Raw genomic sequence first — 24,332 nt, 5'->3', positions numbered from 1 at the left:
AATCGCTTACGCCACTCCCGCCAACCCTCTCACCCGCCGCGGTGAATAAGACAGGTTAGGTCTCTAAACATCTCCGTGGTGATTCACATCATCAAAAGCGGAAACATATCCATACCTATACGGTATACCTAATCGGCAATGGGCTTGGCTTGCAACCGGCGTGCCCTCCACATCGGAAAGGCGGCGAAACACCCGATACCTCTGCGATATGCGCGCCAACCAATATGGTCTTTTAGAATTACGCGGCTGCGCAATAAGTGGTTTGCGAACAATTCCCGCCCGATGCCGGCCCCGTCCATCGCCGACGATGGGTTAGTCCGTGCGCTACCCTTTGCCTTGCCAGGAGAATTAGTCGCTATGATGATCGGCTGTCCCTCATCGGGGATGAAAACCTTGCTCATCGGGCAAGACCTTCACCGCCGCCCTTCCGCGCTCTTCGCCATTCGCGATCGTACAGCCTGTGTGGGCGGCCGCCGGTCAAGGCCCCAATTCCAGAGCGTTCGGAATCATGACTGACCGCAGATCGCTCGAGATCGTGATATCGGGCCAGTTACTGGCGCTATCACGCGAATGGCGTGATTGTGCCGGTGAGGCGATCGCAGCGTCAGGCCTTTCCTATGCCACAGGCTGGATTCTGGTGCAGGCGGCGGAAATGGGACGCGACGGACATCAGGTCGATATTGCGCGGCGCGCGGGCATTCAGTCGGGCACGCTTGTCCGGCTGCTCGATCAACTCGAAACCGCCGGACTGGTGACGCGTGAAAGACAGGCGTGCGATCGCCGGTCGAAGAAAATCATCCTCACGGAGCGTGGGCGCGAGATCGTCGGCACGGTTCAACGCGAACTCAACCAGGCAAGAGCGCGATTTTTCGAAGCTCTGCCGGACGATGAATTACAAAGCGCGGAATCCTTTCTCTTACGTCTCCACAAGAGTGGCTCCACGCATGAAGGGCGTCGGGTGTGAGAGAAGACAGGGAAGCTATCCTCTTCGCGGCAAAGAGCTTCTTCGCCGCCATGCTGGCTTACTGGATTGCCTTGCGCATTGGCCTGACGCGGCCATCCTGGGCAATTACCACAGCCTATATTGTCGCGAACCCTCTCGCCGGCGCCGTTGTTTCAAAGGCCGTGTTCCGCCTTGCCGGCACACTGCTTGGAGCGATTGCGGCCGTCGTTCTCGTACCGACATTCGTGAATGAACCAGTGGTGCTGAGCGGCGCCCTCGCCCTTTGGCTTGGACTATGTGTCTATCTGGCTCTCCTGGATCCAACGCCGCGCTCCTACATCTTTCTGCTCGCGGGATACAGCGCGAGCATCATAGCGTTACCAGCCGTCGAAGCACCCGATACGATTTTCGATGTGGCGATCGTCCGCGTACAGGAAATCTGCATCGGGATATTCGTCTCCACCCTTGTGCACAGCCTCGTGTTCCCCAGGCCGGTCAGCACCGTCTTGCTCGCGCGCGCCAATGCAATCCTTGCCGATGCCGAGCGCTGGTCGAGCGATGCGCTGGAGGCGGTCGGAGGTCAGCAACTGGATCGAGATCGTCGGAGGCTGGCCAATGACATTAGTGAACTGCACCAGCTTTCGATCCATCTGCCGTTCGACGTCGCGCGCGTTCTTCCGCGGGTTCGAACGGTGCGCGCTTTGCAGGATCAATTGTCGCTATTGCTCCCGCTTGCCAGTTCGATCGAGGATCGCATCGAGCAGTTGAGAAGCCTTCCCGGTGAGCTGCCCATTGCCGTGGTAGCGCTGATGCAGCGCGTCGATTCATGGCTGGGCGACGGACTGAAAAAGGGCGATCGCGGCGATAGCGCAGAGGTTTTGCTCGAACAGGCCCGGCGTCTCGAACCTGCTTCCATAAGTGCTGCGACCCCTTGGCGCGATATGATGCTCCTCAATCTCCTGGCCCGGCTTGCGGAACTGATTGAAGCTCACCGCGATTGCCGGGATCTGCGTGATCAGTTGGAGTGGCCCGGACTGCGAGCCGCCCCGCCCAGGATCGTAGAGCTGCTCAAGGATGGAGGTTCGCGCGCGCTTCACCTTGATCGTGGGCATGCCGCGCGAGCCGGCCTTGCCACCGCCACGTCGATTGGGATGGGTTGCGCCTTCTGGATTGGGACGGCATGGGCAGATGGCGCGACGGCAGCCTTGTTCACCGGCATCTGCTGCGCACTGTTCGCGCATCTTGATCGTCCCGCTCCGATTATCATGCGCCTCCTTTTGGGCAGTTTCATCGGCATGGTGGCGGCCCTGATCTACGGCTATGCTATTCTCCCCAGAGTCAGCAGCTTTGAAATGATCGTGGCCGTTCTTGCGCCACCGATGCTTGGTATCGGCTCGCTGCTGGCTCGACCACGCTATGTTCCGCTTGCCTTTGGCATGGTTCTGGGGTTTCCGGCAGCGGTTGGATTGAACGCCGCTTATACAGGGAACTTCGGCGCCTTCATCAACGTCTGCCTGGCCCAACTGGTCGGCACCGCGAGCGCCGTTGTCTGCGTCAATATGTTTCAAACGGTTGGCGCCCGGCGAAGCGTTACCAGACTGGTTCGCGCCTGTTGGCAAGATGTGGCCCGCCGGGCATCCGGCGCAGCTGCGGATACCTCGTTATGGCTCAGCCTCATGCTCGACAGGATCGGGCTGCTTGCACCGCGGCTTGCTGCGCTGGATCAGGATTCGGGACGACCACTGCTCAATATCCTGGTCGATCTACGCGTGGGGTATATTGCAGGCGAACTGGAAGCCATGCACAGGGATTGCTCCTTGCGGGAGCAGGCGTTGCTGAAATCCGCGCTTGATTCCCTCGGAGGCTATTTCCGCAGCCGTCGCGTGAACAGCGACCAGAAGCCTCCAAATTTGCTACCGCTGATTGATAATGCCGCCGGTGAATTTCTGGCGGCGCCGGAATCGACCCAGCGCAGAACAGGCCTGATCCTGTTGACGAGCCTCCGGCGCAATCTGTTCCCGACTGCGCCTGCATTCGGATCTCCGGCAGTATGATCGGCGAAATCTCCATCGCGGGCGTGTATTTGCCTACCCTTCTCATCGTCGGCTTCCTCGCGCTTATCCTCACTGCGCTCATGAGCCAACTCGCGACACACGTTGGGATCTATCGACTGATTGCATACCGGCCACTGGTCGACGTCGCCTTGTTCTTCATCATCCTCGAGTTGCTCTCGACCCTCATGCCGAGCCTTGGACTTCATCTATGAAGCGGATTCTTGTTCCCGTCGGCCGTTGGCTGCTGACCGTGATTGTCATTGGAATAGCGATCCTGATCGCCATTTCGATGTGGCGCCGATTTGAAACAGACCCTTGGACACGTGACGGCCATGTGCGCGCAGACGTCGTTCGGGTTGCCTCCGACGTCGGTGGACTGGTTACTCAGGTTCTGGTTCAGGACAATCAACCGGTCAGGAAGGGGCAGTTGCTCCTGGTGGTCGACAGTCCTCGATATGCCTATGCCCTCGAGCAGGCCGACGCGGCAATAGCCAGCGCCAGGGCGACACTGGACCTGGCGCGCAAGGAAGCGAGGCGCGACACCGCGCTGGGTGATCTTGTGGCAACCGAAACGCACGAGCAGAACCTTGCCAAGGTTGAAACCGCGAGTGCGGCGCTGGCCCAGGCAATGTCCGCACGCGATACGGCTGCACTCAATGTTCGCCGGACAGAGATTCATGCCAGCGTCGATGGCGTGGTTACCAATCTTGACCTCCATCCCGGTGATTTCCTTGCAGCCGGATCACAGGCGATGGCTCTGGTCGACACGGATTCCATCCGAATCGAAGGCTATTTTGAGGAAACAAAGCTTCGGCACATCCGGATCGGCGACAAGGCACGCATCCGCCTCATGGGTGATGATGCTGACATGGAAGGCCATGTCGTCAGCTTGTCCGCCGGCATCGCCGATGATCAGCGTGGGAACGCACCCAACCTGCTGCCGACGGTCCAGCCGACCTTTGCCTGGGTGCGTCTGGCCCAGCGCATTCCTGTTCGCATTCACGTCGATCACATGCCCGCGGGCACACAACTGATTGCTGGCCGCACCGCGACAATTACAATTCTGCCTCTGACCCTTGCACCTGGGAAGTCTCTTGCGTCCACTCGACTTGAGGTGACACCGACAACGACCTCTCCCCTTTCCGCGCCCCCAGCAATGCAACGATCGGCGGTTGGGACGGACATCGGCCGTCAGGTCTTGACAGACAGCCGGAAGCCGAACTGATGCGCCACTTAAGGACAATCTGCTTTTTGAGCGTTGCGCTCTCCAGCTGCAAGGCAGGTCCAGATTATCATCTGCCTGAGAAGGCTGTGGCCCTTTCACCGGCGGCCAATGCGCCTTTCACGAGCAGTCACAATATCCGTGCCTTCTCGCAGGAAGATCTTCCAGATCGTTGGTGGCAACTTTACGATGATCCCAGACTTGATGAGTATGTTCTCGAGGCGCTTTCCGCCAATACCGACCTGCGGGCGGCTGACGCCAATTTGAGACGAGCCAGCGAAGTTGTTCGAGAAGCCGAGGCCGGAAGAACGGTGCAAACCTCGCTGGGGGCAGGCGCTTATGCCGCGCGCGTGGGCGGATATACGCTCACTCTGCCTGTTCCGTTCAACTACAGCTACAAGCTCGAGGCGTCCGTGGCTTATCCTCTCGACCTGGCCGGCGGAATCAAGCGCGGCATCGAGGCTGCAAGAGATGATGCGGAGGCGGTGCAGGCAGCGAGGGATCAGGTGAAAGTGACAGTTGCGGCAGCAGTCGCGCGAACTTATGCGGACACCTGTTCTGCAAATGTGACCCTTGCGGCGACCCGGCAGGTGCTGGACATCCAGCGTGAGACGCTCTCGTCGATGCAGAGATTGTTCAAGGGCGGTCGCTCGACATCCTTCGATGTGAGCCGGGCGCGCACGGCCGCTGATCGTAGCGCTGCGGCGATACCGACGATCATAGCCCACCGACAGGCATCGCTCTATGAACTGGCCGCCTTGATGGGGCGCGCCCCTTCGGCCTACCCGAAGGAACTTGAGACCTGCACCACCCCGCCCACGCTGGAAAAACCTCTGCCCGTCGGGGATGGTGCGGCGCTCCTGAAACGCCGCCCGGACGTACGCGCTGCAGAGCGTGAACTCGCTGCGGCAACAGCGGGGATTGGCGTCGAAACCTCCCAGTTGTACCCACAGGTTACCCTGACGGGGTCGATGGGCTTTGCTAACGCCATTTCATCTTTTGCGTCGGGGGAAAGTTTTGGAGGACTTGTTGGCCCATTGATCTCATGGGCATTTCCCAATCGCAAGCTCATTCATGCAAGGATTGCTGCGGCGGGGGCTACAGCGGACATCGCATCGGCGCAATTCGACGGAGCGGTCATAGAAGCTCTTCGCCAGACAGAGACGGCTCTGACAGAATATGCCCATGAAATGGAGCGGGATGATGCCCTGGAAAATACACGAGAAGACGCGAGGGATTCGGCAGCGAAAGCCAATCGCCTTTTCCGTTTTGGTAGAACCGACGTTCTGAGCGTTTTGACTGCCCAAGCTCAACTCGCCGACGCCGAAACAGCACTGTCGCAATCACGCGGCGAATTGATCGATCGTCAGATCAATGTCTTCCTCGCACTCGGGGGTGGATGGCAGAATGCCTCACAAGCCGCAGCATCGGCCTCTTCGAACGCACAAAAATGATGCAGAGCGCCTGACAAACCTGGGACAAACTGTATCGGATCGTTGGTGCCACCGGCAGCGCCGACCTTGATCGTGGCCTCGGCTAGTTTGACGAGGACGAAGCGTTCATACTCTGTCGGCTTCTCGAACGCGTACCATAGCGTCCCGAGGATCCAGATGATGAACCCGGCCAGCATGGTCTGATAGAAGACCTGGGTGGTCATGCGCACATTGTAGACGATCGCCTGGCCCCTGCGGGTCCATGACCCTAGCATGTCATTGCGAAAGATGCCCACGAGGTATCCTCCCCGCCAAGGAGCCCAAGTTCGGCAAGGATCGCGCGGGCCTGCGCCATGCCCTGTTCGAGTGCGGCGGGGGAGTGCTGGCCGACGGACGTCGCGACGATCGAAAGGATCTGGATCGAGGTTGCGAGAATCTCGTCCTGCGACGAGAAGGCATAGCGCTTGCGCTCATCGACCGCCTGCTCGAGCACATGACGGATGAAAGCGGAGAGCGAAAGGTTCGCGCCGCGCGCACGCCGCATCAAGGCGAGATGAAGCGCGCATTCAAGACAAAAAAGACCTTGGGCAAGCGAAAGGACCTCTTAGTCGAAGGCCTTCGCAGATGTCATGCAGCTCCTAGGGCTTACCGGAACTGTTCGGGTCTTTCAAGAAGATCATTGGTCGGCTCCTGTTGCGCTATCCTCGTCGACACCGTGAAGCGATATCCATGACGATCGGCGCCCGAACAGCCGCAGATATGCCCGCCAATCGACAGATGATCAAAGCCGTCTTTGAAGGCATCGGACTTAGCAGCCATGCCGAAGGCGCGATGTTCGATGCAGTATGGGCCAGGGAGACGTTGACGCTTTCCCTGCCCCCGGGCGCACCTGGCCGTGCAACTTACGGCGAAGTATGGCGTTAATCAGAGCTAAAGCAATAGTTGCCTATTGAACTATATTGAATGGCGCGCTACGGACCACCATGGCCAAATCGCCCGCGCTCTCCTTTCTCGCCTTCACGACCTCGCTGCAGCCTGTACGTCGCGTCTGGATTCAGGCGGTGACACTCGTGGCGGCGAATTTCGACGTACCCGTCCCCATTAGCTCAGCCGTCATCATGGTGACCCGCGCAGGCGAAGACGGGATCCGGCAAGGCACGCTGGCGGAGGAAGTGGGCGTCAACCATGGCGCGATGGTCCGCATCGTCGATCAGGCGGAAGCGGCGGGATATCTGGAGCGACGCGGGTACGGGCAGGATCGGCGCATACGGATCATCCACGCGACTGACAAAGGGCGCGAACTGGGCGCTCGACTGGAGGAAGAGTTTGTTCGATTAAGGAAATCACTGCTCGCCGACATTCCCCTTGAGGAGATCGAGACGGCGACCAGGGTGCTTCGTCTGTTCGAAAAGCGCATCACCGGTTTCCTCCAAAGCGGGGAAGCCGAGCGGTGAAAATGGCACTAACGGCTGATCAGGCAATCTTCGCGATCAAGCTCTACCTCGCCGGCATGATCGCCTTCTCGATCGCCGCATGGATCGGGCTACCGCAACCATATTGGGCGCTCGTCACCTGCGGCGCCTGCATGAACCCGACATCCGGCGCGATCCGGTCAAAAGCGGCCTACCGCTTCTTTGGGACATTCTCAGCCGGCGTGGCCACGCTGCTTCTTGCCTCGGTCTTCGGCAATGTGAGCGGCCTGTTCATCCTGTCGCTCGGAATAGCGATCTGCGCGGCGATGGGACTGTCCTTCATCGACAGAACGCCCCGCAGCTATGCGTTCTGGCTGTTCGGACTGACCCTCGCGCTCATCGCTGTCCCCGCATTCGATCATCCTGAACGTCTGTTTGACACGATGGTGGCGCGCGTCAGCGAAATTGGGCTTGGCGTGATCGTCGTGACCATGGTCGACAGTGTGATCGCGCCACGTTCATCCGAACATATGTTGCGGGCAAGCCTGGCCCGCTGGCTGCCATCCATGAAGAAATGGGCGATGGATGTTCTCGGGGGTCATCCTGACGACGCCCAGGCAGCGCATGACCGGCTCAAATCCCTCGCCGATATCATGACCCTGTCGCAGACGACTGCGCAATTGCGCTACGATCCCGCCGTCGACAAGCGCGTGCTGAGCGGCGGACTGGCCATCCAGCAACGGCTGATCCGTATGATCCCGCTGCTTTCGGCCATAGGAGACAGGATCGCCGCGCTCGATGCACAGGAGCGGGAAGCCATCGCCCCATCCCTCACACTCGCGACCGAATGTCTGGAAGCCAGCCATCCGGCCCCGCCGCGGCTTATTCAGGCGATACGCGATCTGCCGCAGCCCGATGGTCCGCGCGCAGCCTGGCTGAAACTCGTCCATGGGGCGCTCGCCGACATGATGGCCGATATGCTGATGGTCTGGAGCGAGATACACACTATCGATCGCTCGCTGAACGGGTCCGGCGATCTCAGCCCCGCCCTCGCCCGGGATGTGGCCAAAGCCCGCCATTTCCCGCTAAAGCCGGATATTGGCCTCGCCGTTCAGGTCTCGCTTGGCCTGTTTGCCGGCTATCTGCTGCTCTGCGGCTTTTGGTATGCTACCGGCTGGCGCCAGGGCGCGAATACATTCACCCTCGCAGTCGCGCTGGTGGGCTTTTTCGGCATGATGGACCAGCCCGGACGGATCATGGCGGTGACCGGCCGCCTCCTGATGCTTGCGCTCGTGCTGTCCATAGCCCTGAACTACGGTCTCCTACCGCTGGCAACTGACTATCCGACCTTCCTCGCGATGATGGCCATCTTCATCCTGCCGCTCGCCGCCTGGATCGCGGTCAATCCGATGGTGCTGCTCGTCTTTCTCTTCTCTCTGAGCGGGATAAACCTTCAGGCCAGCTACACACCGGCGGCGTTCGATACGTTCCTGGAGGCGAATCTGGCTCTCATCCCAGGCTTCATGGTCGCCGCTTTGTGCATGAACCTCTCGCGAACGCTCGGCGTCGACCATCAGGTTCACCGGGTATTGCGCATGGAGATTGCCGAGATTTCCCGGCTGAGCCGTACCGCCACGTCCAGGGAAAGAAACGGCTATGTCGAACGCGCGCTCAACCGGGTTGCCGCCCTCTCCACGCGGCTGGCCGCAAATGGTCAGATTGAGCGCTCAGCGACGCTGCTTGTCCGCATGCGTGCGGGTCTCAATATCGGCGATCTGCGGATGGCCGCGGACAGGCTGGGAGCGGCCGCCCGCGAAAAAGTCGAGCAGGTTCTGGAGAGCGCCCCAAGGCAAATCGACGCAGATGATCCCTCACCGCAATTTCTGTCCGTCATCGACACCGCGATGGACACGGTTTGTGCCAGCGACGGCATGACGAACAACGACCGCCATGCGACCCTCCAAATCCTCGCCGGACTCAGGCTGGCGCTCTTCCATCGCGCCCCCGCCTGGGAGCCAGCCCGATGATCGGCGAGGTCAATATCGTGGGGATTTTCCTCTCGCCGCTCCTGCTGTGCATGGCGGCCGCGCTGATCGTCCGGTTCGTCCTGTCGCGCCTTCTGGATGCAGCTGGCCTGTATCGTTTCATATGGCAGCGCCCCCTGTTCGACACGGCGCTGCTGATCGTCCTAGCGGGACTGGCCTTCGCTGTCCTGCGCATCCTCACCAAGACATGAAGTCACGCGCATGATCCTGACCCGAGCCCGTCTGAAAAGATCGATCAAACCGCTGCTCACACTCTTCGTGGTTGCTCTTGCGATCTTCGTCCTGTGGCAGCTCTACACCTACTACACCTTCGCCCCGCAAACCCGCGACGGCAAGATCCGGGCGGACGTCGTTCCGCTGGCAGCCGATGTCTCAGGACGGGTCGAACAGGTGCTTGTGCGCGACAATCAGGTCGTGAAGCGGGGCGATGTCCTCTTTGTCATCGACCATGCCCGGCTCCGCAACGCCCGCGATCAGGCGGAGGCGGCGGTGGCGACGGCGCGCGCGACGCTGATGGCGGCCGAACGGGAGGATCGCCGCTATCGTTCGCTCGGCGACGTGGTGTCGGACCAGGATCGTGACAATCGCAGAAGCGCCGCAGAGGAGGCCCGCGCCCGCTACGCGCAAGCGATGGCGGCGCTCGATCTTGCTCGGATCAACCTGGAGCGATCGCAGGTACGTGCGTCGGTCAACGGCATCATCACCAACTTCTCCTTGCGCCCCGGCGCTTATGCCACCGCGGGCCAGCCTGTGATGGCGCTGGTCGATTCTGACAGCTTCTACGTCGCCGGCTATTTCGAGGAAACCAAGCTGCCGCGCATCCATCCCGGCGCGCCGGTCACCATCCATGTCATGGGGGAAGACCGGCCGATAAAGGGCCATGTGGAGGGTCGCTCGGCGGGCATCGACGACCGGGAGCGGACTACGACGGCAGGCACGCTGCTGGCGAACGTCAATCCCACCTTCAACTGGATACGCCTAGCCCAGCGCATCCCCGTGCGAATCGCGATCGATCGGGTGCCCCAGGGGCTGGACCTTGTCGCAGGGCGCACGGTGACGGTGACGCTCGATGGCGCCGACGAGAATTTCAGGTTCGTCGGGAGCAAGTGACGCGATGGCCATGCGCAAATCACTTGCCTCGATCATTCCGGTCACTTCCCTCCTGCTCGCGGGATGCGCGGCTGTAGGGCCCGATTATGTTCCGCCCGTGCCCTCAGCGTCGAGAGACGGGGCGCGATCGGCTTTCGTGGAAGGCTGGGCGCCCGCGTTCAAATCCGATCCTTTGCCGGATCGGTGGTGGCAGCTTTATGCGAACCCGCGCCTCGATGCGCTGGTCGAGGAAGCGCTTGGGGCTAATACCGACCTGAGGGTGGCAGCCGCCAATCTCGAACGGTCACGCGCCATCGTGGCCGAGGCGCGGGCGCGTGCCGGTGTTCAGACCGGCCTGGACGCACAGCCTTCGGTCGGCGAAGCGTCGAACCTTGGCATCGGTTCCCCGGCCGGCGTTCACACGACCTTCGACATGGGTGCAAGCATCTCATATGAAGTGGACGTTGTCGGGCGCATCCGCCGCGGCATCGAAGCGGTCGAAGCCGACGCCGGCGCACAAGCGGCGGCATATGACCTGGCGGTGATCACGGTCGTCGCTGATGTCGTCGACGCATATAGCGGGGCGTGTGCGGCAGGCGCTCAGATCGCCGTCGCCAATCGCTCCATCGCCTTGCAGCAGCAAAGTCTTGCGCTGCTGGAACGGGGCAGGCGCGCGGGGGTTGGCACACCGCTCGACATCGCGCGATCCGCAACCCTCCTTGCCCAGTTGCGTGCCGCTGTGCCGCGACTGGAGAGCAGCCGGCGGGCCGCTTTATATCGACTGGCCGTGCTACTTGGCCGGGAGCCGAAGGATTTTCCGCCGGAATTGGTGACATGCAGCACAGTCCCGATGATCCGGCAGGCCTTGCCCGTCGGCGATGGCGCAGCCTTGTTGCGGCGCCGACCGGACATCAGGGAGGCTGAGCGCCAGTTGGCTGCCGCCACAGCTCGTATCGGGGTCGCGACTGCCGACCTATACCCCACGATCAGCCTTGGCGCGTCGCTCGGGTCGACTTCGCGCAGCCTTGACAGCCTTGTGGACAGTGCCGCGTTCCGGTTCAGTGCTGGCCCGCTCATCTCGTGGAGCTTCCCCAACCGGCGCGTGGCGCGCACGCGGATTGAACAGGCGAATGCAACCAGTCGCGCCGCGCTCGCAACGTTCGACGGACGGGTGCTGGGAGCCTTGCGCGAAACAGAGACGGCGCTGGCAACCTACGCCCGCGACATCGAGGAGAATGTGCGCCTCACGACGGCGCGCGACGAAAGCCGCAAAGCCCTGGTCCTCCAGCAACGGCTGGCGCGTGGCGGGCTGGCCTCCGGTCTCGAAACCCTTGATGCGCAACGGACGCTCGCACAGGCCGAAGCAGCACTTGCAGCTTCTGAAACGACGATCGCAACCGATCGGATCCGGCTCTTTCTGGCACTGGGCGGCGGGTGGAGCGATCCAGCGGTACGTGGGGCGGGCGGCAATGCGAACTGATACGTATGACAATAGGGCTACGCCATGTGTTTCCGGTATCGCAGACTTTGCCGTCTCACCCGGTTTGGCTGAAAGATGGTGGTAGATTGAAGCCGCGCCTCGGTTTTCAGCTGGAATGAAGCATCAGGAGGATTGACGGGCAACAATGTGCCCGATTTCCGGACCCGCGCATCATTGCGCGACGACCTGGCTCGTATAGGATTGCGGGCGGGCGATACCGTTATGGTCCACGCGGCGATGAGCAAGGTTGGACCGCTTCTCAGCGGCCCGGACGCCCTGTCGAATGCCCTCCTCAATGTCGTGCCTCCCACCAGGGACGATGCTTGTCTATACGAGTTGGGTCAGCGTGCATGCCGACCTGCTGGACGAGCCTGGCCATGTCCTCCCAGAATGGCGCGATGATGTACCGGGGTTTGACCAGCAATCGTCGCGCGCGGCAGGGATGAACGACATCATCGCCGAGTTCGTCGGGACTTTGTCGGGTGCGCGGGGGAGCGCCAACCCCGGTGCATCCGTGGCGGCGATCGGCAGGCTGGCCGACTGGATCACGGCTGACCACCGGCTCGACTATAGGTTCGGTCGGAACACACCCTCGTTAAGTTTGGTCGAAATCGGCGGTCGCGTTCTTATGGTGGGGCGCCGTGGGACACCGTGACGCTGGTCCACCATGCCAACGATCTCGCCAACATATCAACCAAGCGGATCACCTGGCGCGAGGTGCCGTTTGCCGGCGCGAACGGCACCCAATGGCGGTTCATGGAAGGTTTGAGACCGGCGATCCCGTTCATGAGGCCCTGCCCGAATACTATATCGAGCAAATGGTGACTGCCTATGTCGGCTCCGGCGTAGGCAATCAGGACCGGGTTGGTGCCGCGCCGTCGCTACTGGTCGATACGCGTCAGATGCTTTCTTTGCGATCCACTGGCTTGAGGCATAAGCAGCCCGGCAAGAGGAGGGTGAAATCGGGGTAGCGTAGATACTTCCCGACGACGCGCTCCTTTCAGCGTACAAGGGCGATTCCAATGCGCAGCCGGCTGGTCCGACGATTATAGTCGAGAAGATTCTCGCCATAGCCATGGAAAGACTGGGCAAAGAGGTAGACGTCCGGCCCTCCGCCCAGGAGCCGGGGCAGCGGATAGGAGAGGTCGGCGTTTATCGCCCCCTTCCCTGACCCGAAGTTGAACCTGGTGGAGGTCGAAAGACGCAGTCCTTCGTTATCCCCGACCTCCATGAACAATCCGGCGTGACCGCGGTAGCGGACGATGTCGGGATTGTCTGACTTGTCACCGACATAGAGAGAAAGCCTGGGTGCAACGACAAGGTCGTAGTCACCGGCCAGGGGCAGCGCAGCCATCGGCATGACATAAAGGCTGTTGATGCACCGGGAATCCAGGCCATCGCGGCCATTGGATTCGTGTCGGATACCGGCCTGTCCTACGATCGAGACGCCGCTCGTCAACACACGCGACGGCGTGGTGTAGATCAGTTCCGGCTGAAAATCGATATTTCGGAACGGCGAAGAATTCGCCCCAAGATCCCAGAACATCCGCTGCGTATAGGCGAAATGCAAGCCGTTGCGCCAGGAGGTCCTCTCTCCTTCCCCGCTCTTCATGCCGAACAGGCGATATTTGAAACTTATCTGAAGCCGCGCCTCGCTGTTGGTACCTGGCCCATAAACGCCGTAGATAGGCTCATAGGGCGCGAGATTATCGATGAATGCGTTGCCCGACCGCCTGTCGACAGGCGAATTGGCTGCAACGATCTCGGTCTTCCTTACGGTGGGTGCCGATTCGCCTGTGGCCGCAAATCGCGCTGAGGTGGCATCATGCAATCTTACGGTCGGAGTCGACCAGGCAGGAATTGACAATAATGATCCCGCCGAGGCCTCGTGCGCTTCGATCTGATAAAGTGCCAGCGCAAAGCCTGAGGCCGGCACCATCAATTCTGAAGCGGTAGCGTCGGCTCGTGTGAGCCATATGTTGCGCACACTGCCAGCGTCTTCGAGCCGGGCCTCAATACGGTCGGGAAGGATCATCTGCTCCGTCGATCCGCCTGAATTGAGTATGCGAAGTTCGACGACCGATCGCGCACCGGCGTCGGTCTCGAGGGCCCCCGTCAGCAGGACTTCGACTGGAGAGCGGGCGGCGACCGGGCTCGGCAGGGCAAGCAACACGGCATAGGATCCAGGCAGGAACTTCATCATGTCAGCCCAGTCTCTGCGTTGGTCTGATCGCTCCGCCGACGCAATCCGCGAGCCAGAGCAGGCTTCCCCGGACAGGCCCATAGAGTCGTGCCTGATGTCGCCTGTAAAGAAGCGCATGGCCGAGTTGGGCCACCCGACCTTTGAGGAAACCGCCCCGAAACAGACCGAACCGTCCCAGGGTGCCATAGGCGTCATATCCCCCGAGCGACACCAGCGATCCGAAGTCGTGATAGCGAAATGCCGGGACCGGATAGTCGTTCAGCATTCTGGGAAGCTGGCGCCCGAGATAGAAGCTCTGCTGATAGGCGGCCTGTGCGGTCGTCGGCAATGGACTGGTCCGGTCAGGCAATGTGAGACTCGCGCAGTCACCCAGGGCGAAGATTGCCGGATCCTGGGCCGACATCAGCGTTGGCCCGACGACCACCTGCCCCAGCCGGCTGTGCTCCAGGCCCTCGATACCGGCGATAAACTCGGGAGCACGCACGCCCGCTGCCCAGATCCTCAGTTCGGCATCGATCCGCCGCCCATCGGCTAGCACGAACCCCTGCGCATCCGCCGACTGCACCGGCGCATGGGTGAGAACATCAATTCCCAGATCCTCAAGCACCTCAGACGCAGCGGCGGCAATCTTGTCGGGAAAGGGGCCTAAAATACGGGATTGCGACTCGATCAAACTTATCTTCAGGCCCTTCCGCAGGCCGCTCGCCCCATGTTGCTCCAGGATATCGGCCAACCGGATCAGTTCGGAGGCCAGTTCGACGCCAGTAGCGCCCGCGCCGACGATCGCAATTGAGAGAGTGTTTCCCGACGCAATCGCCTTGAGCATCAGTATTCGCAGATGATCGTTGCACGCGATTGCCTCATGGCGAGAATCGATCGTCATGCAATGCTCCGACGCGCCGGGCGTGCCGAAATCATTGGCGCGGCTGCCCGCCGCCAGGACAAGGGTGTCGTATGCAATTTTGCGGGCGGGAACGAGTTCGCAGCCTTCACCATCTACCATCAGCGCAATCTCGACCTCATGAGACTGCCGATCGACCCCCACCACTTCGCCCGGCTCAAACCGAAATCCACGTCTGCGTGCTTGCACAAGATAAGCCGTCTGGTTCGGGAAGGTATCTGCCGTGCCGGCGGCAATCGTGTGGAGCATCGGCTTCCACACATGGGCCGACTCACGATCGATCAGCGTGACATCCAGTTCTGGCTGCTTGCTTCGAGCCAGCTGTCCAGCCAGGTCGAGGCCGGCCACGCCACCGCCGACGATGACGACACGGTGCTTCATAGTGATATCCGACTTTCCAGATGTTCAGGTGTGCGTCGTATCATCGGTGAAGAGCACGCACTCTGAAGGCTGTGACCAGCAGGAAGGAACCGCGAAAGAGCAGGCTGAAGCCCAGAAGAAACGCGGCATAGGCGAGCGCGCTTAGCGGATCGGCGAAAAGCAGGATCGCGCCGAAAACAAGATCCAGCAAAGCGCTTAGAAAGAGCCATACCTGCCGATCCTTTGCGCGAAAGGCGCCGACAAGGCCAAAGATTGCAGAAACGACGAACCAGGCTCCCATCATCCACATCAGGCTCACGGCAGCCGTGAGCGGCATGGTCAACGTCACGCTACCAACGAGCAGACCAAGAAACCCCAGAAGGATATCGCCCCAGTCGGGCTTACGACGCACAAAGGCAGCGATCACGAGCAATATACCATAGGCCATAAGCGTCATTGCCAGCAGAATCCCTACGGAGAGACTGGCCGGAAACGGAAAAACCAAAGCGAGGATGCCAATCGCGATGACGGCCAGCGAATGCAGGAGCATCCAGATCCAGTCGTTGCGATTGACACGCTTTCTGCGGGGAAATTCGACAGTGTTCATCACAGCTTCTCCTCCGGTTTGCGCAGATTATTTAGTGAAGGATGAGCGAGCCAGCTTCGCGCGATGGTCAACCAGTCATTGACCTGCCGGGCGGCATCATCCTCGGAAATTTTATAATGCGCAGCGAACCGGTTCACGAGCTCTTCTGCATGGCCGATGACGAGTTGCCGTTTGTCCTCCAGTTCGTGACTGAGCAATTTGCGCCGGATGCGCAGGACATCCCACTGATCCCTCATCGCCAGGTCGAAACGATCCCATTGTTCCTTCAGCAAGGCCGTCGGAAGTTCCTGCTCGCGCCATTTCTCGATCGCCTGCTCCGCCTCCTCCCGCGCCAGGCCGAACTCTTTCTGGATCTGGCCGGCGATTTCGCGCAGATTGCCGTGCATGGCGGCGCGATAATCTCCCAGACTTTCGGCCCAGATCCGCTGGATTTTCCCCGAAATGATCTTCCAGTTTCCATGTATCTGATGCTTGTTCATTCCCGTCGTTCCCGGTCAGTCGTGGCGCGCTCGAAAGCAGCGATGAGCGCGGTAAGATGTCGGATGACCTGGCGCGAGAGCACGGCCTCGTCACCCTGCCCGGCAATGCCGGTGAGTTTGGACAATTGGGCCTGTGCGATGCCCATCAAGAGCGCGTCGGCGAGGGCATGGCGCATAGGCTCGGGCAACTGAGGAAAATCGACACATGCCCATAAATGGTTGACGGTGAGAGTTTCCAAAATCGGTATCGTCTGGCGAAAGATATCCGGGATAGCATGATGCTGTTCGCATCGGACGATCACGAGACGGAGGAGCGCAATCGCCTTTTCTCCGGTCGCGACGTCCATGACTGCCGTCAGGAATGAACTCAGCTCGGACGCATCACTAAGAGCAGCGGACAGCGTTTCTACGAGACGCACTGCTTCTCGTTTGACGACAGCTTCGTAAAGGGCCGGCTTGCCGCCAAAATAGATGTAAAGCGTACCGCGTGAACCGCCAGAGACGCTCACGATGTCATCGATCGTTGTCGCGTCAAAGCCCTTGGTCAAAAAGGCGCTCCTTGCAGCGTCGATCAACCGTTGCCGGCGTGCCTCTCGCTTGGCGCTGTGGCGCCTTTGCACGGTGACATGGCCGTCCAGTTTCGAAGATCGGACCCTGCGGCGCATGCTTACTTCTGACCACCCTGCATGTATGGCGCATTGCCAAAGTCGATGATTGCGCGGATATCTCGTGCTATTCGATCCGTAAGCGCCGGCAATTCCTCCGGATCTACAAACCCGGTAAGCAGGGAAAGTTGTACATTGGCGATGCTCGACAAGAATATGCCGGCTATCGCTGCGGCATTTTCAGGAGATAGCCCCACCAGTTCTTCGCAATGCTGGAAATGCCTGGAAATGACAGATTGAACGCGCGGACCGGTCTTACGGAAAATCGCTTCGATGCTGGGATATTGCCGATACTCGGCAATCACGAGGCGCAAGAAGCCAATCATCTCCTCATCGGCGACAATATTCAGCACCGTCGCAATGAAGGACCCTAGAGGTACCGGCAGGTATATTTCCGCCGGCAGAACAGTGAGAATCCGGTTCCAAATGCGCTGCGCTTCATCCTGCACCACCGCTTCGAAGAGGGCAAATTTGCTGGTAAAGTGAGCATAGAGCGTCGCCGGCGACGTTTCCGTCAATCGCAGAATATCCTCGATCGTCGTGGCAGCAAAGCCTTTCGCAAGGAAAGCGATGCGGGCTGCAGCGACAAGCTGAGCCCGTCTTGCTTCACGGCGCGCGCCGCGCTCTGGGGGCTGGCGGTTGACGGCCTTCGTCCGGATATGCCGCGCTGCCATTGTAGATCACCCAGTGTGCTTGGCGGATGTGTTGGGGTCAGGGCGATTGGAAAGGCCTGGATCCCATCCGCCTCCCAGCACTTTGTAAAGAGTGATAAGATTCATCTGCCGCGCCAGATCGGTCTGGATGAACGATTGTCGTGCCACATAGGCTGTCCGCTGGGCATCGAGTACCTCAAGATATCCTGCGACTTTTTCACGGTAGCGGCGCTGCACAAGGTCATTCGATATCCCGGCGGCGTCGCTTCGTCTGCGTTGTGCTTCAAGCCGGGCGTCCATGACGGCGCGTTGGGCAAGCGCATCGGCGACTTCGCGAAATGCCGTCTGGATCGACTTTTCATATTGCGCGACGGCGATATCTCGATTGGCCTTTGACACGTCGAGATCGGCTTTAAGCCGACCACCGGTGAAAATCGGGAGATTGATCTGCGGGCTGAAGCTCCATGTGTGATTGCCTCCGTCGAACAGATCCTTGAGTTCCAGGCTCGCCCGCCCAACGCTGCCGGTAAGGCTGATGCTGGGGAAGAAGGCCGCTCGCGCCGCACCGATATTCGCGTTGGCGCCCATCAGATCATGTTCGGCCGCCAATATGTCGGGCCTGTTGCGCAACAGGTCGGACGGCAAGCCGGCAGGCAGGTCATCGCGGCCGAGCATCGCGGTCGTAGCCCCCGCCACCGGCAACAGGTCAGGCGCAAGCGGCGACCCCACCAGCAGTTCAAGAGCATTGCGATCGAGGGCAACCTGACTGGTCGCAGCCAGGGCCGTTGATCTTGCATCTTCCAGTTCCCCGTCCGCCTGGCGCAGTTCAAGAAGTGACGATGTACCCGCAGCGTAGCGCTTGTTCTGGATGTCATAGGCTTGCTGCCTCGTGCGCAGCGTGTCGTCTGCCAGGCGGAGAAGCTCCTCATCGGCTGCAAGCGTGACATAGGCGCTTGCCACCTCGGCAACCAGGCTGATGTGGGTCGCGCGCCGGGTTTCCACAGTCGACAGATAGCTTTGGAGCGCCGCATCCTTCAGGCTGCGCACGCGGCCGAACAGATCGAGTTCATAGGCACTAACCCCGACGCCCAGACTGTAGGAACTGTCGAAGAAAGCGAGGCCGCCGGGCTGGCGCTGCTCAGTGCCGCTTGCGGTGACATTGATATCGGGGATCAGGGCGGCACGCTGAATGCGATACTGTGCCCGCGCCTTTTCGATATTGAGGGCCGCTACCCGAAGGTCGCGGTTATTCTCCAGGGCCATGCGGATGACCGTGCGCAACTTTGTGTCGACGAACATCTGCTGCCATTCGATCTCCGCAGCGGATTGGCCCGAAGAGGCCAGACCGTTCGGATAGATGGGCGCCACAGGTGCTGCAGGCCGTTCATATTTTGGCGCCAGCGTGCAGCCACCAAGAAAAGCAACGATGCCGCACAGGAACAACCTTCGCCCCCTGAAGAGTGCCTTTCGATGCAACGGCGTTCGGCCAAGGGGTTGCAGCCCGGCGCGTTGGGACAAGATGCCGGACTGCAACCCGCCCGGGGAGTGATGGCTCACATCTCCGGGTTGGCCGCCGCTCGGGGCGGCCGATCCGCAACCCGCATCGGGTGACCAGTCCCGGCGTGCGACTGTCTGGCTGGCCATATTGTTTGCCTCCGATGAAGCGCGACGGATCATCTGGTTACTGGGTGAGGAAGCCCGCGCGACGGGCAGTGTGCTGTCAATCATGAGCGATCTCCCCGGTGGACTGTTCGGGCGTCTCGCCTTTCTTCTTAGAGAAGAAGCTCATCACGACGACGAAGAACAGCGGCACGAAGAAGATGGCGAGGATCGTCGCGGTGATCATACCGCCGACGACGCCGGTTCCGATCGCGTGCTTGCTGCCCGCGCTGGCGCCCGACGCGACCGCGAGAGGCAGCACGCCCACGGTAAAGGCCAGCGAGGTCATGATGATCGGCCGCAGGCGCAGGCGGGCGGCCTCTATCGCGGCCTCCATCAGCGGCTTGCCGTCCCGTTCGACCAGATCGCGCGCGAATTCCACGATCAGGATCGCGTTCTTCGCCGACAAGCCAATCGTCGTCAGCAGCCCGACCTGGAAGAACACGTCATTGCTCAGGCCACGCGCCAGCGTCGCGATCACCGTGCCGATCACGCCCAGCGGCACGACCAGCATGACCGAGAAGGGAATCGACCAGCTTTCGTACAGCGCCGCAAGGCAGAGGAACACGATCAGCAGTGACAGGGCATAGAGCGCAGGAGCCTGCGATCCCGACAGCCGTTCCTCATAGGAGAGGCCGGTCCAGGCGACGCTGATGCCTGGGGGCAGCTTGGCAGCGATTTCCTGCACTGCCGCCATCGCCTGGCCGGAACTTTTGCCCGGCGCCGGCTCGCCAAGAATCTCGACCGCCGGGACGCCGTTATACCGTTCCAGCCGGGGTGAGCCGTAAACCCATTTGCCTGTCGCGAACGCATCGAACGAGACCATCTCGCCCTTGTCGTTACGCACATACCATTTGCCGAAATCCTCAGGAGATATCCGGGATTCGGGAATGCCCTGGATATAAACGCGTTTGACGCGGCCGTTGTCGATGAAGTCGTTGACATAGGACGAGCCCCAGGCGGCCGACATCGTGTTGTTCACGTCGTCCAGGCTGAGACCGAGCGCGCGCACCTTCTCGTCGTCGATCTCGATCTGATATTGCGGTTCGTCGTTCATGCCGTTGGGGCGGACCAGTTGCAGCGCGGGGTTTTTCGCCGCCATGCCCAGAAACTGGTTGCGCGCCTGCATCAACCGCGCGTGATCGCCACCGCCGTTATCCTGCAGGAACAGATCGAACCCGGTCGCATTGCCCAGTTCCTGAACGGCGGGCGGCGCGAAAGCGATGACGGTGCCTTCCTTCAGCCCCGCGAAATGCTGCATCGTCCGGCCCACGATATCGAAGGCGCTGGTGGTGCGGTCATTCCATGGCTTGAGCTGCACGAAGGCAAGGCCGGACCCCTGCCCGCGGCCCGCAAAGTTAAAGCCCGACACGGTCATGACGGCCTGTACCGCGTCGCCCTCGGATTTGAGGAGGAAGTTGGCAACCTGACCCAGCACATGCTGCGTCCGTTCAGAACTGGCATTGGGCGGCATCTGCACCTGGATCAGCGCCATGCCCTGATCTTCGTCGGGCAGGAACGAACTGCGCATCATCGGGAACAGAACCACGAGCAGCGCCACGATCAGGCCAAAGGCGATCATGCCGCGCTTGCGCGCGCCCAGCAGGCGGCTGACGCCGCGTTCGTATCGCCCGGCCGAACGGTCGAACCAGCGGTTGAACCAGCCGAAAAACCCCTTCTTCTCGTGATGATCGTGGGAAATCGGCTGCAGGATCGTCGCGCACAGGGCTGGTGTGAAGATCAGCGCGACCAGCACTGACAATGCCATCGCTGAGACGATCGTGATCGAGAACTGGCGATAGATGACGCCCGTGGAGCCGCCGAAGAACGCCATCGGCACGAACACCGCCGAAAGCACCAGCGCGATACCGACCAGGGCGCCGCTGATTTGCTCCATGGACTTGCGGCTAGCCTCCAGCGGAGACAGCCCCTCCTCGGTCATCAGCCGTTCGACATTCTCCACCACCACGATCGCGTCATCGACCAACAGGCCGATCGCCAGTACCAGCCCGAACATTGTCAGGATGTTGATGGTGAAGCCGAACGCCGCCATCACCCCGAACGTGCCGAGAAGCACCACCGGTACCGCCAGTGTCGGGATCAGAGTGGCTCGCCAGTTCTGGAGGAACAGGAACATCACCGCAAAGACCAGCACGATCGCTTCCAGCAGCGTGTGGACCACGCCCTCGATCGAATGGCTGATCACCGGCTCGGTGTCATAAGGATAGACGATCTTCACGCCCTTGGGGAAGGTCGGCTCCAGATCCTTGAGCCTCGCACGTACCGCCTCGATGGTCTGGAGCGCGTTGGCCCCGGTGGCGAGGCGCAGCGCGATACCGGCCGCCGGTTGATTGGCATTGTAATTTGCCTGGATCGAGAATTGCTCGGCGCCAAGCTTTACCTCGGCGACGTCACGCAACCGCACCTGCGAGCCGTCCGCGTTCACCTTCAGGAGGATATTCCGGAACTGCTCCGGCGTCTGATACCGGGTCTTGCCGATCACCGTCGCGTTGAGTTCTACGCCCTTGGTCGTCGGCAGGCCCGCGAGCTGACCGGACGAGACCTGAACATTCTGGGACTTGATCGCGGCGCTGACATCGGTCGGGGTCAGGCCGAAGCTGGTCAGCTTCGTGGGATCGAGCCAGATACGCATCGCATTCTGCGACCCCAGGACCATGAAGTCGCCGACGCCGGGAGTCCGCGCCAGCGGGTCTTGCAATTTGGAAACGATGAAGTCGCCCAGATCATAGGCGCTCATCCTGCCGTCGGTCGATACAAGCCCTACGACGACCAGGAAGTTGATCTGGAATTTCGCAACGCGCATCCCCTGCGCCTGTACTTCTGCGGGCACGAGCGGCGTCGCCAGCGACAGCTTGTTCTGCACCTGGACCTGCGCGATGTCGGGGTCGGTTCCCTGTTCGAAAGTCGCGGTAATCGCGAAGCTGCCGTCTGCGTTGCTCTCCGACTTGATATAGCGCAGGTTGTCGAGACCGTTGAGCTGCTGCTCCACCACCTGCACGACGGTATCCTGCACCGTCTGCGCCGATGCGCCGGGATAGGTGCCGCTGATCTGGATCGCGGGCGGCGCGATGTTGGGATATTGGTTGATCGGCAGCGCCCGGATGGCGAGTACGCCCGCCAGCATGATGACGATGGCGATGACCCAGGCGAAGATCGGCCGGTCGATGAAGAAGCGCGACATGGCTTTCGTGCTCCTACTTCGCGGCAGCCACGGTCTTCACCATGGCGCCGGGCTGGACGTTCTGGCCGCCATCGACGACCACCCTGTCACCCGCGGCCAGGCCCGCGCTTATGAGCGAGCGCGATCCGACGCTCCTCTCGACGCTGACCTTGCGCTGCTGCGCCTTGCCCGCCTTGTCGACGATCATCACGCTGGCCTGCCCGCTCTGATCGCGGGTGACGGCGCGTTGGGGCACGAGCAACGCATTGCTGCGCATACCCTGCGGCAGTAGAGCGCGCACGAACATGCCCGGCAGCAAAACGCCGTCAGGATTGGGAAATTGCGCGCGGAGCGTCACTGCGCCCGTGCCCTGGTCGACGCTCACCTCGGAGAATTTGAGCCGGCCCGGCTGGGGATAGGATTTGCCATTCTCAAGGATCAGGCGAACCTCCGCTTGCCCATCCCCGCCCGCCTTCAGACGGCCGCTCGCAAAATCCTCCCTCAGCGTCAGCAACGCCGTGGAAGGCTGGACGATATCCACATAGATGGGATCGAGTTGCTGGATGGTGGCGAGTGCGTCCGGTTGACTGGCCGTTACCAAAGCGCCCTGGGTGAAGGCCGATCGACCGATCCGGCCTGAGATGGGCGCGCTGATCCGCGTGAAGCCCATGTCGATCTGCGCCGAATGGACAGCGGCGCGAGCTGCGAGATATTGCGCGCGGGCATCATCGCGATCCTGCTGGCTGATCGCGTTGTCCTTGATAAGGCGGTCATAGCGTTCCGAGAGCAACTGGGCGGAAGACAGGCTCGCCTGCGCTCTTTCGAGCGTTGCCCGATAGGGCGCGGGATTAACCTGATAGAGCGGCTGGCCGGCTTTGACGAAGCTGCCTTCCTCGAACAATCGCTGCAAGAGAATGCCACCGACCTGCGGACGCACTTCGGCCACGCGGTAAGGAGTCGTTCGGCCCGGCAATTCGGTCGAGAATGTCACATCTTCGGGACGCAGCGTAATGACCGAGACTTCCGGAGTAGCCGGCGGCGGCGACGCCTGTTCCCTTTGACATGCCGCCAAGAGGAGACAGGACGCAACCATCGCTGCCATCGGGATCGCCTTGCCCCCCACTATCGCCATAAATCGCAACTCCAATATTAGGTCGAATGATCGACCTAGTCTATCGCAAAAAACAAATCGCGCTTGCAACCCGACGGGCGAAACGCGACTCGGAAAATGTTTAGATTGAACGACCAAACCAATCAACTATAATGTTCCGTGGTTGCAAGCGCGCTATGCAGCCGGAGAGGAAACAGGAGACAGGTAATGCCCAGAACGGCCCAAAGGGGTGATGACAGTATGAACGCTCAGCGTCGGCGTGCGCAGGTCCTCGAGGCTGCGAGTATGTGTTTCCGCGAAAAGGGCTTCCACGGCACCAGTATGGCCCAGATTTCCGCCGCAGCGGGTATGAGCACCGGCCACATCTATCATTATTTCAAGAGCAAGGAGGACATCATCGCGGGGATAGTCGAGCGCGAGCGCGACGAAGTGGAACTGCTTCTGGCCGGCATGCGCGACGCAGCAAATCCCGAGGATGCTATTGCTGCCTTTGCGAACGGAACGGAGCGCAGCGTGGAGATGAATAAGGACATCTCTCGCGCAGCGTTGAAAATGGAGATTTTGGCGGAAGCGGCGCGTAATCCCGCGATTGCGGAGGTCGTCCATCGCCACAATGCCGAAATCAAGGCAGCCCACCAGAGAATCTTCGATGCCACTGATCCAAAGCTTGAAGCACGCATGGAACTGGCAGCAGCACTCATGGAAGGCTTGTCCGTACGCGCATTGCGAAATCCGGATCTGGACAAGCAAATCGATCTGGAACTGATGCGGGATGTCGTCCGATGCATCTTTTCTGCGACTTAGCGTGGCGTCCAGGGGAAGCCGCCTGAAAATC

At 60.8% G+C, this 24,332-nt stretch carries 23 protein-coding genes and 1 pseudogene; 12 read left to right on the top strand and 12 right to left on the bottom strand.

Going from position 1 to position 24,332, the window contains the following annotated elements; translation table 11 throughout:
• The first annotated feature begins 508 nt into the window (after positions 1-508).
• Genes AX724_RS08455 through AX724_RS08435 form a run of 5 tightly spaced genes read left to right on the top strand, consistent with a single transcriptional unit; the run spans position 509 to position 5,673 of the window.
• A complete protein-coding gene (locus tag AX724_RS08455) occupies positions 509-964 on the top strand; it encodes a MarR family winged helix-turn-helix transcriptional regulator (protein WP_066765334.1) in 456 nt (151 codons plus the stop codon).
• Positions 961-2,997 (top strand): FUSC family protein, encoded by a 2,037-nt coding sequence (locus tag AX724_RS08450; RefSeq protein ID WP_066765332.1) that lies wholly within the window; start codon positions 961-963, stop codon positions 2,995-2,997. Before AX724_RS08455 ends, AX724_RS08450 begins: the two co-directional genes overlap by 4 nt.
• Positions 2,994-3,209, top strand: a complete 216-nt coding sequence (locus AX724_RS08445) for a DUF1656 domain-containing protein (protein ID WP_066765330.1) — start codon at positions 2,994-2,996, stop codon at positions 3,207-3,209. Before AX724_RS08450 ends, AX724_RS08445 begins: the two co-directional genes overlap by 4 nt.
• A complete protein-coding gene (locus AX724_RS08440) occupies positions 3,206-4,222 on the top strand; it encodes an efflux RND transporter periplasmic adaptor subunit (RefSeq protein WP_082733454.1) in 1,017 nt (338 codons plus the stop codon). The genes AX724_RS08445 and AX724_RS08440 overlap by 4 nt, the downstream gene beginning before the upstream one ends.
• 26 nt (positions 4,223-4,248) lie before the next feature.
• Entirely contained in the window at positions 4,249-5,673 is a 1,425-nt protein-coding gene (locus AX724_RS08435) for an efflux transporter outer membrane subunit (RefSeq protein ID WP_231736584.1), read from the top strand.
• Positions 5,674-5,699: 26 nt separating this feature from the next.
• Here the strand turns inward: AX724_RS08435 and AX724_RS24430 are convergent.
• The 3 genes and pseudogenes from AX724_RS24430 to AX724_RS23990 form a co-directional block, all read right to left on the bottom strand.
• Positions 5,700-5,948 (bottom strand): annotated as a pseudogene (locus AX724_RS24430) (type IV secretion system DNA-binding domain-containing protein); the annotation flags it as partial.
• Positions 5,921-6,196 (bottom strand): CopG family transcriptional regulator, encoded by a 276-nt coding sequence (locus AX724_RS08430; protein WP_066765317.1) that lies wholly within the window; start codon positions 6,194-6,196, stop codon positions 5,921-5,923. The gene AX724_RS08430 and the pseudogene AX724_RS24430, both read right to left, overlap by 28 nt.
• 101 nt (positions 6,197-6,297) lie before the next feature.
• Complete coding sequence (locus tag AX724_RS23990) at positions 6,298-6,471, bottom strand: hypothetical protein (protein ID WP_197421517.1); 174 nt, start codon at positions 6,469-6,471, stop codon at positions 6,298-6,300.
• A 164-nt stretch (positions 6,472-6,635) separates the two neighbouring features.
• On the opposite strand from AX724_RS23990, the gene AX724_RS08425 reads away from it, so the two are divergent.
• The 6 genes from AX724_RS08425 (at position 6,636) to AX724_RS23985 (ending at position 12,333) form a co-directional block, all read left to right on the top strand.
• Entirely contained in the window at positions 6,636-7,106 is a 471-nt protein-coding gene (locus tag AX724_RS08425) for a MarR family winged helix-turn-helix transcriptional regulator (RefSeq protein WP_066765315.1), read from the top strand.
• Positions 7,107-7,108: 2 nt separating this feature from the next.
• Positions 7,109-9,091, top strand: a complete 1,983-nt coding sequence (locus AX724_RS08420; RefSeq protein ID WP_066765313.1) for an FUSC family protein — start codon at positions 7,109-7,111, stop codon at positions 9,089-9,091.
• Positions 9,088-9,300, top strand: coding sequence for a DUF1656 domain-containing protein (locus AX724_RS08415; RefSeq protein ID WP_066765311.1), 213 nt, complete (start codon positions 9,088-9,090; stop codon positions 9,298-9,300). Before AX724_RS08420 ends, AX724_RS08415 begins: the two co-directional genes overlap by 4 nt.
• Positions 9,301-9,310: 10 nt before the next feature.
• Positions 9,311-10,219 carry an efflux RND transporter periplasmic adaptor subunit gene (locus AX724_RS08410; RefSeq protein ID WP_066765309.1) on the top strand — a complete coding sequence of 303 codons (909 nt, stop codon included), beginning with the start codon at positions 9,311-9,313 and terminating at the stop codon, positions 10,217-10,219.
• A 4-nt stretch (positions 10,220-10,223) separates the two neighbouring features.
• Positions 10,224-11,678, top strand: coding sequence for an efflux transporter outer membrane subunit (locus tag AX724_RS08405; protein ID WP_082733453.1), 1,455 nt, complete (start codon positions 10,224-10,226; stop codon positions 11,676-11,678).
• Between the two features lie 319 nt (positions 11,679-11,997).
• Positions 11,998-12,333 carry an AAC(3) family N-acetyltransferase gene (locus AX724_RS23985; RefSeq protein WP_066765307.1) on the top strand — a complete coding sequence of 112 codons (336 nt, stop codon included), beginning with the start codon at positions 11,998-12,000 and terminating at the stop codon, positions 12,331-12,333.
• A 345-nt stretch (positions 12,334-12,678) separates the two neighbouring features.
• Here AX724_RS23985 and AX724_RS08395 read toward each other — a convergent pair whose 3' ends face one another.
• Genes AX724_RS08395 through AX724_RS08355 form a run of 9 tightly spaced genes read right to left on the bottom strand, consistent with a single transcriptional unit; the run spans position 12,679 to position 23,518 of the window.
• Positions 12,679-13,881, bottom strand: coding sequence for a phospholipase A (locus AX724_RS08395; RefSeq protein ID WP_066765305.1), 1,203 nt, complete (start codon positions 13,879-13,881; stop codon positions 12,679-12,681).
• A 1-nt stretch (position 13,882) separates the two neighbouring features.
• The gene (locus AX724_RS08390; RefSeq protein WP_066765304.1) at positions 13,883-15,163 is read right to left on the bottom strand and encodes an NAD(P)/FAD-dependent oxidoreductase; all 1,281 of its coding nucleotides are present in this window, start codon (positions 15,161-15,163) and stop codon (positions 13,883-13,885) included.
• Between the two features lie 40 nt (positions 15,164-15,203).
• On the bottom strand, positions 15,204-15,749 hold the full coding sequence (locus AX724_RS08385) for an HdeD family acid-resistance protein (protein WP_066765302.1): 546 nt from the start codon (positions 15,747-15,749) through the stop codon (positions 15,204-15,206).
• Positions 15,749-16,228, bottom strand: a complete 480-nt coding sequence (locus AX724_RS08380; protein ID WP_066765300.1) for a CsbD family protein — start codon at positions 16,226-16,228, stop codon at positions 15,749-15,751. The genes AX724_RS08385 and AX724_RS08380 overlap by 1 nt, the downstream gene beginning before the upstream one ends.
• A complete protein-coding gene (locus tag AX724_RS08375; RefSeq protein WP_082733451.1) occupies positions 16,225-16,893 on the bottom strand; it encodes a TetR/AcrR family transcriptional regulator in 669 nt (222 codons plus the stop codon). Before AX724_RS08375 ends, AX724_RS08380 begins: the two co-directional genes overlap by 4 nt.
• 2 nt (positions 16,894-16,895) lie before the next feature.
• Positions 16,896-17,567 (bottom strand): TetR/AcrR family transcriptional regulator, encoded by a 672-nt coding sequence (locus AX724_RS08370; RefSeq protein ID WP_066765296.1) that lies wholly within the window; start codon positions 17,565-17,567, stop codon positions 16,896-16,898.
• A 6-nt stretch (positions 17,568-17,573) separates the two neighbouring features.
• A complete protein-coding gene (locus AX724_RS08365) occupies positions 17,574-19,274 on the bottom strand; it encodes an efflux transporter outer membrane subunit (RefSeq protein ID WP_231736582.1) in 1,701 nt (566 codons plus the stop codon).
• Entirely contained in the window at positions 19,267-22,407 is a 3,141-nt protein-coding gene (locus tag AX724_RS08360; protein WP_066765292.1) for an efflux RND transporter permease subunit, read from the bottom strand. The genes AX724_RS08365 and AX724_RS08360 overlap by 8 nt, the downstream gene beginning before the upstream one ends.
• A gap of 13 nt (positions 22,408-22,420) precedes the next feature.
• The gene (locus AX724_RS08355) at positions 22,421-23,518 is read right to left on the bottom strand and encodes an efflux RND transporter periplasmic adaptor subunit (RefSeq protein WP_066765290.1); all 1,098 of its coding nucleotides are present in this window, start codon (positions 23,516-23,518) and stop codon (positions 22,421-22,423) included.
• Between the two features lie 219 nt (positions 23,519-23,737).
• Between AX724_RS08355 and AX724_RS08350 the strand changes: the two genes are divergently transcribed.
• The gene (locus AX724_RS08350) at positions 23,738-24,301 is read left to right on the top strand and encodes a TetR/AcrR family transcriptional regulator (protein WP_066765288.1); all 564 of its coding nucleotides are present in this window, start codon (positions 23,738-23,740) and stop codon (positions 24,299-24,301) included.
• Positions 24,302-24,332 lie beyond the last annotated feature (31 nt).

The sequence above is a fragment of the Sphingobium sp. CCH11-B1 genome, assembly GCF_001556865.1.
Lineage (GTDB): Bacteria > Pseudomonadota > Alphaproteobacteria > Sphingomonadales > Sphingomonadaceae > Sphingobium.
The sequence above is the reverse complement of the archived record's forward strand: the minus strand, read 5'-3'. Positions and strand labels throughout refer to the sequence as shown.